Source organism: Chloroherpetonaceae bacterium (assembly GCA_025056565.1).
Lineage (GTDB): Bacteria > Bacteroidota > Chlorobiia > Chlorobiales > Thermochlorobacteraceae > Thermochlorobacter.
In genome coordinates this window covers 16796-29518 of record JANWWA010000014.1, presented here as the reverse complement: position 1 = coordinate 29518, position 12723 = coordinate 16796, and the positions used below count along the sequence as shown (strand labels likewise).

The following is a 12723-nucleotide window of genomic DNA, read 5'->3' as shown; positions in this document are numbered from 1 at the left end:
AAATTACGTGGGTGCACGTCGTTTTCAAATGATGCGCCAGTTACCGAAAAGTGCTGAATGGCAGCTATATTTGCTGCTGCAAAGCAGGTGTGCCTGCCAAATCCACGAATCAATTGAGGGTATAACGTCAAACAGACATCGTCAATGTCGGCTTTTCGCAACAGTTCTTTGGTGTTGCTTTTTCTTTGTGCGGCATGCATGCAAGGGCTGGCACAAGTCTTAGGCGAAGCAAGCGCGGAAGATGTACGTGAGCGCCCACGCGAGCTCTCGCTGCGCAGTATTGAGGTCGGACTAACCCCCTATTCATCGCTGCAGCCGCTTGCAAATAACACTGCTGCGTTACCTTTCTCCATCCAGCGCGCTACACTTTCTGCCTTAGTGCGTCTAGATAACACGCTGCTATATGTGGACTACTCTCGTGGCAACATTCCGAACTTTCCAGAAGCGGTTACGCTTATCAGTGGAGGCGCTAAGTTTAACTTTGATTTTCCGCTTGTTCCCCCTGCCTTTAATACAATCCGACCGCTGATTGCCTTTACAACTGTCGCAGACCTTGTCTCTGCTACCACGACGCCTAGTCCGCAAACAGCAGGCACAAGCAACCTGAATTTAGCAACTGTTGGCGTCGGGGCAGGACTGGGAACGGCCTACCAAGCACAAACTTGGATTGGTGAGCTGAAAGCCGAAGCGTTTATTGCGATTGCCTCACAGGGATTCAGTCCCGTAGTGGGTGTGGCGACAGGTCTCATTGGCGATGTCGCATTTCAATACCCCTATCTCTTTGGCAATCTGGGGTTTGCAGCCTCTTATCGCTTTCGCACAACCAGCGCAAACTTTGCAAGCAATACGCAGTATAGCTACGCTTTTTTGGCACATACCCTAACAGTGGGAATTACTTTCTAACCAACACTGTTTCTCCTCTGGAAAAATGAGAAAACAAGACATTCTCCAAGAGCTGGAAGAGATTGCCAAACAGCTTGGCTACCGTGTCCGATACGAGAAAGGTAACTTCGTGGGAGGGGATTGCCGCGTGCGAGAAGATAAGATACTGGTCATCAACAAGTTTTTGCCAATTGAGGGACGTATCTCCACAATAGTCAAGGCGTTGGCACGCATCGGCACGGAGAATGTATTTGTAACGCCACAAGTGCGCAAGTTGCTGGACGAAGAAGCATCAGAAAAGGCGCGTTAAGTGTTGCTGTTCGCCTTGTGTCGCTGCATCAACTGCATCTATTACGACGATGAAAATTACACTTTTGGGCTCAGGCACTTCGCAGGGAATTCCCGTGCCGCTGTGTCAGTGCCGAGTGTGCACCTCAACCGACCCGCGCGACAAGCGCCTGCGTTGCTCGGCTTGGGTTGAAGTAGGCAACCTGTCAATCGTAATTGATACGTCTATTGACTTCCGACAGCAAGTTCTGCGCAGTCGTGTGCCTCGCATTGATGCCGTGTTGCAAACGCATCATCACTTTGATCACCTCTTTGGCTTAGACGATATTCGTGCTTTTAGCAACGCACAGCAAGCACCGATTGATTTCTACACCTCCCCGCAGTGCGAACCTGAAGTAATGAGCCGCTTTGGCTATGCATTTGGCGAGCAAAATCTCAAGTGGGGATTGCCTGCGCTGAAAATGCATGTCGTCGATGCCCCCTTCACGATTGAAAAAAACGGCGATAGCGTGCTGGTGACGCCGATTGATGTCGGACATGGCAAGCTCATGATTTACGGCTATCGGATTGGCAATTTTGCCTATCTCACCGATTGCAAAACATTGCCTGAACACTCATTTGAGCGGCTAAAAGGCTTGGAGCTGTTGGTAATTGATTGCTTGCGCCTAACCCCGCACCCAACGCACGCTTGCCTGTCAGAAACACTATCACACATTGAGCGCATTCAGCCGCAGCGAGCAGTGCTAATCCATATGAGCCACGAAGTCTCACACGCAGAACTGGAGGCGATGCTACCAGAGCACATCACCGTAGGCTATGACGAAATGGAGATCATCTTAGATTGAAATGCTTAGAGAGCGCGCAAGAAAAGCCAACTGGCAGCCATAGCGCGCAGAAGAGGTGTTTGCCTTTGTCCTTGAAGATGTATAGACTTACGGTAATGTTCAAAAAGCCAAGTTTGCGATGAGTCAAAGCACGCCACTAAATCTGCTTTGCCTTGCAAGTTACGAAAAGGGTCAAGCCTTTTTGCGAGAAGCCAAAAGGCAAGGCTGCAACGTGTATTTGCTGACATCAAAGAGCTTAGAAAATGTAGATTGGGGTCGGGAAAACCTTGCGGACATCTTCTACATTCCTGATGTGAATAAGGAATGGAATAAGCACGATGTCTTAATGGGGGTCAGTTACCTTGCGCGCACGCTACAAATTGACAAAATCGTTGCGTTGGACGACTACGATGTAGAAATGGCAGCCATGCTGCGTGAGCATTTGCGCGTGCCCGGAATGGGTGAGACGACTGCACGATACTTTCGCGATAAGCTGGCAATGCGTGTTAAGGCGCAGCAAGATGGAATTCCTGTGCCGGACTTCATTCATGTCTTGAACTACGACAAAATGCGCGACTTTATGCGGCGTGTGCCGTCACCGTGGCTCGTAAAGCCTCGCTCAGCGGCATCGTCGCTAGGCATCAAAAAAGCACATAGCGAGGCGGAGCTGTGGCAGATTGTGGAGCAACTGGGTGACCGTCAGTCGTTTTACGTGATGGAACGCTTTGTGCCCGGTGATGTCTATCATGTGGACTCCATCATCTTGAATCGGCAAGTGATGTTTGCAATTGCAAGCAAGTATGCGGTGCCCCCAATGCAAGTGATGCATCAAGGAGCTGTGTTTTCAACGCGCACCTTGCCTGATGATTCGCCGGATGCACAAACGCTGCTGGCGCTCAACGCCCGCGTGATTGCGTCAATGGGACATATCTTGGGTGTCTCGCACACAGAATTCATCAAGGGTGAAGATGGCACATTCTACTTTCTTGAAACATCAGCACGCGTGGGAGGCGCCCACATTGTCGAGCTGATTGAGGCAGCAACAGGCATCAATCTTTGGGAAGAATGGGCAAAGGTCGAAATTCGTCCCGACACCTATCAGCTGCCGCCCCTGCGGCGCGAACATAGCGGCTTGTTGATTTCACTGGCACGGCAGCAAACCCCTGACCTGTCCGCCTATAACGACCCTGAAATTTACTGGCGACTCAGCAAAGAACACCATGCAGGACTGATTGTGCGCTCACCAAGCTATGAGCGCATCACACAACTGTTGGAGCAATATACCGCTCGGTTCTACCAAGATTTCTTTGCAACCCAGCCGCCACCCGAGAAGCCTGTGCATTAGACTTTTTTAGGGAAATTGGGCTATTTTTGCCCCTGCACGATTTGCTCGAGAACTGAACTATTGCAGATGAGCATAGGTCTGGAGATTGTCCTGATACTTTTACTGATTCTTGCAAACGGCATATTTGCACTTTCCGAGATGGCGGTCGTCTCGGCACGCAAGACGAAACTCTTGCAGATGGCTGACGAGGGTGATGAGCAAGCTCGCACCGCCCTCGAGCTGGCAAATGCACCCGAACACTTTCTTTCAACCGTCCAGGTCGGCATTACGCTAATTGGTGTCTTTGCAGGTGCATATAGCGGCGCAACGATTGCTGAACAGCTTGCAGCTCATTGGAAAGACGTGCCCTACATTGGTCAATATAGCCAGCCAATTAGTCTGGGCATCGTAGTGTTAATTGTAACTTACCTCTCACTGGTAATTGGCGAGCTTGTGCCAAAGCGATTGGCACTAGTAAACCCAGAACTGGTTGCCAAGTTGGTCGCTTCGCCAATGAAAGCGATTTCTGCTCTGTTCTACCCAGCCATCCATGTGCTGTCCAGCTCCACCAATACAGTTTTGCGCTTCTTTGGCGTTAAGCCGAAGATAGAAAACCCGATTACAGAAGAGGAAATCAAGGTGCTGATTGAGCAAGGCACGCAGGCAGGCACCTTCGACGAGGTAGAGCAAGATATGGTAGAGCGTGTCTTTCGCTTGGGCGACAAGCGTGTCAGCGCAATTATGACGCCACGCACAGACATCATCTGGCTTAGCATTCACGACTCGCCTGAAGAAATTCGCAGACAAATCGTGGATAGTCCGCATTCGTTCTTCCCTGTTTGCGGAGAAGACCTTGATGAAGTGCTGGGTGTGGTGCATGTTAAGGACCTTTTAGCGCGCAATCTCTGCGGTGAGCCGTTTGACCTGCGCCAGTCAATGAAAAAGCCGCTCTTTATTGCCGAAACCACGCCACCTCTTAAGGTTTTGGAGCTATTCAAGTCGTCGCGCATTCACATTGGCATTGTGATTGATGAGTATGGCACAACACAAGGTCTCGTAACGCTAAATGACATTCTGGAAGCGATTGTAGGAGATATTCCTACGGTCAATCAACCTGAAAAGCAAAAAGTTGTGCAGCGCGAAGATGGCTCTTGGCTCATAGATGGAATGATGAGCATTGATGAGTTCAGTGAGGTTTTTGAGCACTTCCCTTTACCCGATAAAGAAGAGCGGGATTATGAAACCTTGGGTGGGTTTATTCTGCATCAATTGGGCAGCGTGCCAGCAGTTGGACAGCACTTCGATTGGAAAGACTGGCGCTTTGAGGTAGTTGACTTAGATGGCAACCGGGTCGATAAAATTCTACTGACGCATCGACCGTCGCAGCATAAGGAAACTTCTGAGGCACAAAAAATTTCCTAAAAAAACCTTACCTTTGCAGACACATCGCATACAATTCGCAACAAGCACTGACCATAGCAAATTGAAGCTCGTACTGGCTTCCAAATCACCACGGCGGCAGAGCCTTTTGCGACTTACAGGGATTCCTTTTGAGACGATAGAAGTCAATGTAGATGAATCGTTCTCACCGCTACTTTCGCCGGCGGAAATCGTGCAAGGGCTCTCGGAGCGCAAAGCACGCTATGCCCTCGAGCAATATCCACATCTGCAAGATAACGCAGTGGTGCTGAGTGCCGATACAATCGTCGTGATTGATAACAGCGTGCTAAACAAGCCGCAGGATTTTTCTCAGGCAGTGCAAATGCTGACTCGCTTGCAAGGTAGAACACACGAAGTCTTTACAGGCTTTGCGTTGCTGGGTGCAGGGCAAGTGCACTTGGACTATGAACGCACTGCCGTGACCTTTGCGCCGATGACCCAAGCCGAAATTGAGCACTACATTCAGACTGCGCAGCCTTTTGACAAGGCAGGAAGCTACGGTATTCAAGACGACTTTGGTGCTTGCTTCATTGAACGCATTGAAGGTTGCTACTACAATGTGGTAGGCTTGCCACTTGCAAAAGTGTATCGTGCGTTGAAGGCGTTTCCGGCTCTTTTTACCAATCAAAAAACCACACTTGCAGTATGAAACTTTATGTGATTCGCCATGCCACAGCCCACGATGTTGGGGAGAAAGGCATTTTGACCGATGAAGCACGCACATTGAATCACACGGGTGAAAAAGAAGCCGACCAACTAGGCGCATATTTGAAGTCTAAGTCTGTTCACTTAGAGGTGCTGGCGCATAGTCCACTGGTGCGGGCACGCCAGACCGCCGAGCGCATCAGCAAGCACCTTCACTGCGAGTTGCGCGAAGTGGAAAAACTCTCTACCGAGCATGATGTCGAGGCACATCTCGAAGCACTTGATATGTTCAAGTTTATGAACAGTGTCGGCATCGTGGGGCATCAGCCCACGCTCTCAAAGTTTATCCTAACCCTGATGGGCGCAAGCCCACGCGCGGGCTTGAAATTTACCAAGTGCGCGCTCGCTGTCTTGAATCTTGAGCGACTGGGTAGCACTTGGACAGGACAACTGGTTACACTGCTGTCTCCAGCGGACCTGTAGTTGACACCAGTCGTTACGCAGGCGTTGTAACACTGGTTAACCCCCTACTGTGGAGCATACGCAGAGCAAAGCCCTGCAAGCTCCAGATACTGGCTATGCAGTTGCAGCAGATAGTCAATTGTTTGATACTTGGCTTTTGAGTTGGCATATCGGCTGGCGTAGGCTTTTGCGCGCTGCGCAGCTAGCGTAGCTTCCGTCAATTTCCCTGTCCAAAGGTAGGCTTGTAGGCGCATCATTTCCGTTTTCAAATCAAGGTCGCGTTGTTCAAGGGGCGTTACAGCTGCTAACAGTGATAAGGCTCTCTCGAACTCACAGGCTTCAAAAGCGTGCTGAGCCTGCAAAAAGTAAATGAAAGAGCGGGTGAGGGGAGCAGTGGCAGTGTCCAGTATAGCACGGTAGCGTGCATCTCGTTCTGCAGGAGAGAGAAAAGGCGAAAGAAGACGTGTGTCTAATCCCAAGTAGAGGTATTGCAAACGAATCGCCAGAGCTAAGTCAAACTCAAAAGAGAGGTGCGACCAATACAGCCGCTCTAAAATTTGTTTGGCAGAGTCCACAGGGGCAGCTTGGCTCCAAAGCATTGCATTCGCCAGAGCAAAGAGCGCCCATTCAGGTTTCTCCAAGTCCTGCGTTAAGCGGAGACCTTGCTCGAAGACTTCTTGAAAAGAAATGTGTCCACTGTGGGCACGGGCTAATTCAGCAAGGAGGTAGCGATACACTGCATCGGCGTTACTGGTGTCGGAAAGCCTGATAGCGTCAGCAGCTAACTGAGCCGATTCATCATACTGACCTGCTTGATAGGCACGAGTGGCTTGCCGAAGCAGTTTGGGAATCGTGTGAGGACATTCCGTCTGGAAAATGGTCTGGCGTTCATAGACTTGCTTGTAATACGGCTGAATTTGCGGCGGCACGCGCACGGTGCTCAGGTAGTGAAGCCACTCCAAAAGCAACGCTTCAAGCGATTTGCCATAGACTTCTTCAAAATTTGCTGAAGCATAGACTGCCTTGAACTTTTGCAGCCCGTAAGTTTTAAGCAAATGCTTAACGAAGGAACCCGTAAGCGTGTAGTTCGTTGCGCCTAACCCTGTCCAGAAGCCAATAGCATTAAACAAAGATTGAGGGTCAAGGTCGGTACGCGTTTCCATTAGGTTCGCAGCTCGCTCGTCAAGCGTCCACTCAAATGAAGGGGTCTCGAGCGCAACGGCAATTCCTTCCAAAAGCCCAATGCTGCGAGAAAGTCCCAGCCACTTTTCACCAAAGGGTTGCATCAAAACATGCACAAGTTCGTGCCGAATGACCGCATCAAAATTTTGCTCGGTGATGTGCACCTCTCGCATCCAGACACGTGCAATTTCTGTTCGATCAAGCCCTGTATATCGCTTTTTTATCTCTGCGTTGGGGTAGATGAAGACATAGACAGGCAAAAGGGTGTCAAGCTCGAGCCATTGCTGGAGGTCAAAGAGTTCGCGTTTCAATCGCTCACAAAAGTATGCTCGCTTGGCGCTCGAGAGAGTAGGACTTGCATACCAGAAGCGGTGTGAATCAAGTGGCGCAAGGGCTTGCATAACGGCTGTGCGTGAAGAAGTAATGCCCAGCGTATCGCTCTGAAGCCAAAGAAAAACCGTTGTGCTAAGTGAGAGCACTAAGATAAACCGACGCAGCAAAGGGCTAAGTGCGCGCTTGCTCTGCCAAGCGAGCATCGCAGCCGATAGCGCAAGGGTTTCAAGACGGAAGAGAAGGTATCGAGGCTCAATCTCAACTGCATCGTCATAAATGGAGCCTGCAAAAAAACCGAAGATATGATTGAAAAAATACACTTGCGGTGTGGTGTAGAAACGGTAGAGCGGTGGCACGAGCAAAATCAAGAAATAGCTAAGCACAAAGAGCGATTTCTTAAAGGAAAGTCGCATTGAGCCAATTAGACCTGAGAGTGAGACGGCAAAGAGCGTACCCGCGCCAACAGCCAATGTGTAAAAAACAAGTCCTTCCAGATAAGCGCAGTTTCGCACAAAAAGCATATTGCCAGCCATCACAAGGGGCGGAAGTGCCAGCGCAATCAGCACAGCCTGCAGCTTGTGGGGGGTGGCCACTTCACTAAGCCAGAACAGCCCTGCAGCGAGCGGCAAGACTGCAGCGATTGCAAGTGAAAATTCATAGCCTAACGTATTAAAGAGCGGGACCGCTGCTAGCAAAAGAGAAAGTATAGTGGCAACAGACCAAAGTATGTAAGCGTTGCGGCTGGCATGCAGCTGAGGTGCAAGCAACGGCATATTTTCAGCTTTGCGTAACAAGTAGGAGAAAACGATGAATGTCAGAAGATGTCTTGCACGAAAAAGTTTTACCTAAGAGTCGCCCAAATAGCATAAGCAGGCAGCGCACTATGAAAAGCATAAAGAACGGCGGCTGGTCTCTTGCAGTTTGAGGACATAGAACCAGTGTCAGGGACGGTTAAGCAGCTTAGATTTTGCTAATTGATTCCACTTCTCGAGCATCTTGTCAAACTCAACGCTGCGCTTGATAGCCATCAGGCGACGAGTCTCATCGTTCAGAAAACCGTAGAGCTCGAGCTTGTCGTAGAGCATAAAAAGTCGCTCAGCTTCGTCCGCATACTGATACAAAGCAGGGAATTTTGTAAGCAGACGCTTTTGCGAAAGAAGCGCTGCGTCGTAGCGCTTCATCTCTATGAAATGCTGCACGGCACGGCGACGCTCAGCTAAGTACGGAATTGCATCAATGTTGCTGGTCGTGGTGTCAGGCATAGGGTCGCCGTAAGTTAAGCCGATTGGCCTGCGCTCACGTGGCTCGCGAGTGGATTTGGGTAATTGTTCCGCTTCAATTTGCGTCAGTGCGGCTACAACCTCAACGCGCGACTTAGGAATGACATCTTCGACGAAAAAGTATGAAGACTCTGGCAACACATAATCCTCTGTTTCCTTGAAGAGCCGTGCTTTTGCGCCATCTTTGGTAAGAACGAAAGTTTTAAGTGGAATTTCTTCCTTGCTGCTTGCAGGTTGCCACTTTTGCTGATAAGGGTCAAGATAAAGCACGACGCCCTTTTCGACTTTAAGCCACACTTTTGTTTGAGCAGAGGCGCTGCTGAAGCAGAGTAGCAAACTGCAAAGTAAAGCAAGCCAGAATTGAGCTGGACAATGCAGTTGTGCTAAAAAGCAGTGGTAAGATAGAGACGCTAGTAGCTGCGTAGATGAGCGCAGCGCACGGTTAGAAGTCATAGATGTGAACATTGCCTTTAACGATGCCTTGTTTTTCGACAACTTCGTGATAGTAGAGCTGTGCACCACTGCGGTGCGCAGCATTAAAGCCCTGTGCAATAAGCGTAGCTTCAATAGGAAGCCAGAGTGTGGCTTTCCCCCAAGCATTTGGGCGAGAGACTGCCTCAAACTCCGTTAAGCCCAGTGCACCGCATTGTGAAGCGTCAATGCCTGTATCAACCAGCAGAAAGAGATGACCTATCGCACCCGGTTCAGCTGTTGGAATAGTAAGTTGCTGCGGAATACGCGGTCTGACATCAAGAATGGCACAGCTGATTCCAACTGACATCAAGCAGGAAGCTAAATAAACGACCAAATCTTCACAATCGCCAGACTTTTTCTCAATTGTCTCCTGTGGCGATTGCACTTGGTCGACCAGCAGTGAAGTAGTTGCATCAGGCACATAGCGCATCTCGCGCCCTAACTCCGCAATAAATCGGCGGAGTGTCTCAAACTTTGCAAGCTGTGTAGTGCTGTCGTGGCAAAGGGCTTTCAGATACTTACTTTTGGCAAAACGCTGCACTTCTGGGTCGTTGGGTGCGACAAAGAATTTCAAGCTCCAAGTGTCACCGTCCCACGCAGTTTCGTTTAGCACAGTGATTGGCACGCTGGCAAGCGGCAACTTGCGGTTATCGACTTCTACCGATAGTGTTAGCTCCGCCAAACGAGAGAGTGAAAATTGTCGCACGCCACTAAGATAAAGGTAAATCGGCACATCGCGCAGTTCATCTGCATCAATTTGAATCGGCTCACTCTTAAAACGACCTGTATTACCTAAGTTCGCAACAATTTGACACCAAACAGGTCGCTTATCAGCATTATGTAGCGTGGCAATTGCAATAGGATTATTAGCATAGTATTCTCGCTTCGATTGAAAGATATTGCGGTGCAAGAGCTTCAAGTGACTGAGCTTGATAACGGGCAAAGTCTCTGCACCAAACTTAAAAACGGCGCCAACTCGGAACGATTGCTCTTGCAAAAGATTGCTGGCTGAGTTCGTCCAGTTAAACACCGCGGTATTGAGCCAGTTGTAGAAATCCTGCCGATTGAACTCACGATTGTGATACCAAACGCGCTCAAAGCCAATGCTAACGGAAAGCTCAGTGGTGAGCGGCACACCTAAATCCAACTGCAAAGATTGAAAACCGAAACGCGAAATGCTGCGCTGCGTCCGCACCGAGAGCTGAATCGGCTCGGAAATGTGAGGCAAAGGATTAGGTAGGTTTTGGAGATAAAAAGCACCAATGCTGCGAAGATGCGCTGAAATGCCAGCACGAAATGTAGGATGCAGAAATTCCAGCTCACCGAAGGGCAAAATGTGGTTATGATACTGATATGGTAGCTCTATCTTCCGAAAGCGCAAAATAGGCGTGGGCATCACGCCCAAATGCAGGCGAAAATTGCCAAGTGAAGCATAGCCACGTAGACCCGCTAAAAGACTCTGTTGCTCATTCGCAAGAGGTTCAAAGTCCAGATTAAAAAAGCCGGGCAGTTCTTCACGCACGCGCACGCTATGCGTGCCTAATTTTTCCATCAGGGCTGCCAAAAACAAGCTAAAGCCCACTTGTTCGTTTTGCAAGCCAAGTGTGAATGAAAGCGGAAAATTAAGGCGATAGACATCTTGCGGTGGCTTGATAGGGCGCACCAATATGCCATTCTGAGGTAGGCTAATTGTAATCGGCTCTGGCTCAATTAGAAACGACTGCTCAAAGTTGTTATTCAAAGTTGCTTGCGCACGCCATACGCCAACTTGATACTGCACAAGCACCTTCGATGCCAGATAGCTCGAGACATCAAACTGACTCTTTAAGATTTCAGTCTGCACAGCCGCAGAAAAGCGGGAGGGTGTGCTGTTTTGAAAGTGGTCAATCCAGTCGACCGTTTGTGCGGGCAGTGCAGAGCTAAGCAGCAGCAAGAAAAGTGGCAAGTATCGCAAGCGCATCATTTTTGCGTAGTGGCGATGTGTGCGTCCCTTATCTTCCGAATCACATTGATTAAATCAGGCTCAAATAAGCTTGGCAAGTTCTTGAAACGCAGCGATCGAATTGCCTCATCGGATTCGTTTGCGGCAAGCCCGGCCTGAATTTTTGCAATCACGCCGTCAATATAAGTTTTTATGCGCTCTCGCAGGTGTGATGCATCTCTCAAGGGCGCGCTGCCGCAAAGTTGCCTTAGAATCTCTTCTGGATCTTCACTCTGGTTGTAGAAGTGCAAAATCCAACCGCGCAGATATTCTGTAACGGTCGCACGATGCAAGGAAAGGTCGCTTGCCACTGCAGAAATTGCGCGATGCTTGAACTCATGCCGACGCAGCGCCTCTAAAATTTTTTCAGCAAGGTCTTTCCCATCTTGCCGAGCAGCTGGCAGTGCATCGTGCAGCTCAAAATCTTCTGGCAAAAGAAATTGCCGCTGGTGCAACGTAGCATTAAGCACAGCACGCTCAGTTGCAGCCTTCAGCTCTCGCACATTGCCACGCCACGGCTGCGCTTTAAGCCACTCAAGCAAGGCGTCAGAAATCTGTAGGTTGGGATTAAGGGCATGGAGGAAACTGCGAAAGAGCACTTCAATGTCCATTGGTCGCTCACGCAAAGGGGGCAAAGTGAGACTGACCCCATTGAGGCGATAGAACAAATCTTCACGAAAGCGCTTTTCCCTAATAAGCGTTTCCAGCGATTGGTGCGTTGCAGCAATGATGCGCACCGACACGCGCAGAGTTTTGGTGCCACCTACTCGCTCGAAAGTACCCTCTTGCAAAACGCGTAAGAGCTTGACCTGAAAGGCTAAGCTGGTCTCACCAATTTCGTCAAGAAAGAGCGTGCCACCATCAGCTTGCTCAAAGCGCCCAACCTTCGATTTGGTGGCGCCAGTAAAAGCCCCTGCTTCGTAGCCGAAAAGCTCCGACTCAATCAAATTTTCGTTGAATGAACCGCAGTTGATAGCCACAAAAGGCTTGTGTTTGCGTGCCGAACGCTGGTGAATAAAGCGCGCCAGTTTTTCTTTGCCAACTCCGCTTTCGCCCAGAATGAGCACAGGTATATCGCGCTGTGCAACTTGGTCAGCTTTCACTAACAGGGCAGCCAAAGGTGAATTAGGGGCAAAGTAAAAATCCTGTGCTTCAGGAAAAGTGTCAGGCTGCGCAATCGGTGTATTACGAGAAAGTCTTTCATAGAACTGCAACTTATAGCGCAGCGATTCTGTCTCAGCATCTATGCGAGTGGTGGAAAAGGTTGGAGCGAACGTCGGCGCTTTTGCTTTCTCAGCGGCCTTTTTTACTACTGAACGAATCACGGCTTGCCGATACTGCACAAATACAACCGCGCCAATCAAAAGCAGGGGCAAGAGATTCGCAAAAAGCCATGTTTCGGGCACATCCACTTTAAGAAGTTTCATTGCTGCATAGATGACCACATTCAGCCCAATAGAAAGGAATGCCCAATCGTAGGAGAGTGCTTTGCGGGCATAGTAAAGTAAAGGCAGCAGCGTAAGCAAAAGAAGCAGTAGCCACTTCCAGCCTTCCCAGACATACAAAGCTTCGCCGCGTGCAATTTGCTGTGCAGCCCAGAGAGAAAGT

The 12723-nt window shown here is 49.6% G+C and carries 10 protein-coding genes and 1 pseudogene; 7 read left to right on the top strand and 4 right to left on the bottom strand.

The window, feature by feature from the left end; all coding sequences use genetic code 11:
* Positions 1-144: 144 nt before the first annotated feature.
* From NZM05_10470 to sixA, 7 genes are all read left to right on the top strand, one after another.
* Positions 145-903: a hypothetical protein gene (locus tag NZM05_10470; GenBank protein MCS7014037.1), complete on the top strand. Its 759-nt coding sequence runs from the start codon at positions 145-147 to the stop codon at positions 901-903.
* A gap of 25 nt (positions 904-928) precedes the next feature.
* Positions 929-1192 (top strand): hypothetical protein, encoded by a 264-nt coding sequence (locus NZM05_10465; protein ID MCS7014036.1) that lies wholly within the window; start codon positions 929-931, stop codon positions 1190-1192.
* A gap of 49 nt (positions 1193-1241) precedes the next feature.
* A complete protein-coding gene (locus NZM05_10460) occupies positions 1242-2015 on the top strand; it encodes an MBL fold metallo-hydrolase (protein ID MCS7014035.1) in 774 nt (257 codons plus the stop codon).
* Between the two features lie 118 nt (positions 2016-2133).
* Positions 2134-3339, top strand: a complete 1206-nt coding sequence (locus tag NZM05_10455) for an ATP-grasp domain-containing protein (GenBank protein MCS7014034.1) — start codon at positions 2134-2136, stop codon at positions 3337-3339.
* Positions 3340-3405: 66 nt separating this feature from the next.
* Entirely contained in the window at positions 3406-4740 is a 1335-nt protein-coding gene (locus NZM05_10450; protein MCS7014033.1) for a hemolysin family protein, read from the top strand.
* Between the two features lie 61 nt (positions 4741-4801).
* Entirely contained in the window at positions 4802-5407 is a 606-nt protein-coding gene (locus NZM05_10445) for a Maf family protein (GenBank protein MCS7014032.1), read from the top strand.
* On the top strand, positions 5404-5886 hold the full coding sequence (gene sixA / locus NZM05_10440; protein ID MCS7014031.1) for a phosphohistidine phosphatase SixA: 483 nt from the start codon (positions 5404-5406) through the stop codon (positions 5884-5886). The genes NZM05_10445 and sixA overlap by 4 nt, the downstream gene beginning before the upstream one ends.
* A gap of 44 nt (positions 5887-5930) precedes the next feature.
* Here sixA and NZM05_10435 read toward each other — a convergent pair whose 3' ends face one another.
* The 4 genes and pseudogenes from NZM05_10435 to NZM05_10420 form a co-directional block, all read right to left on the bottom strand.
* Positions 5931-8153, bottom strand: a complete 2223-nt coding sequence (locus NZM05_10435) for a hypothetical protein (GenBank protein ID MCS7014030.1) — start codon at positions 8151-8153, stop codon at positions 5931-5933.
* Positions 8154-8321: 168 nt separating this feature from the next.
* Positions 8322-8957 carry a hypothetical protein gene (locus NZM05_10430; protein ID MCS7014029.1) on the bottom strand — a complete coding sequence of 212 codons (636 nt, stop codon included), beginning with the start codon at positions 8955-8957 and terminating at the stop codon, positions 8322-8324.
* A gap of 145 nt (positions 8958-9102) precedes the next feature.
* Positions 9103-11097 (bottom strand): hypothetical protein, encoded by a 1995-nt coding sequence (locus NZM05_10425; GenBank protein ID MCS7014028.1) that lies wholly within the window; start codon positions 11095-11097, stop codon positions 9103-9105.
* Between the two features lie 611 nt (positions 11098-11708).
* Positions 11709-12542: pseudogene (locus NZM05_10420) on the bottom strand (sigma-54 factor interaction domain-containing protein).
* Positions 12543-12723: the final 181 nt, after the last annotated feature.

Coding starts and splice junctions, on each gene's coding strand:
- NZM05_10470 (MCS7014037.1), top strand. CDS start 145: ATGTCGGCTTTTCGCAACAGTTCTTTGGTGTTGCTTTTTCTTTGTGCG.
- NZM05_10465 (MCS7014036.1), top strand. CDS start 929: ATGAGAAAACAAGACATTCTCCAAGAGCTGGAAGAGATTGCCAAACAG.
- NZM05_10460 (MCS7014035.1), top strand. CDS start 1,242: ATGAAAATTACACTTTTGGGCTCAGGCACTTCGCAGGGAATTCCCGTG.
- NZM05_10455 (MCS7014034.1), top strand. CDS start 2,134: ATGAGTCAAAGCACGCCACTAAATCTGCTTTGCCTTGCAAGTTACGAA.
- NZM05_10450 (MCS7014033.1), top strand. CDS start 3,406: ATGAGCATAGGTCTGGAGATTGTCCTGATACTTTTACTGATTCTTGCA.
- sixA (MCS7014031.1), top strand. CDS start 5,404: ATGAAACTTTATGTGATTCGCCATGCCACAGCCCACGATGTTGGGGAG.
- NZM05_10435 (MCS7014030.1), bottom strand. CDS start 8,153: ATGCCGTTGCTTGCACCTCAGCTGCATGCCAGCCGCAACGCTTACATA.
- NZM05_10425 (MCS7014028.1), bottom strand. CDS start 11,097: ATGATGCGCTTGCGATACTTGCCACTTTTCTTGCTGCTGCTTAGCTCT.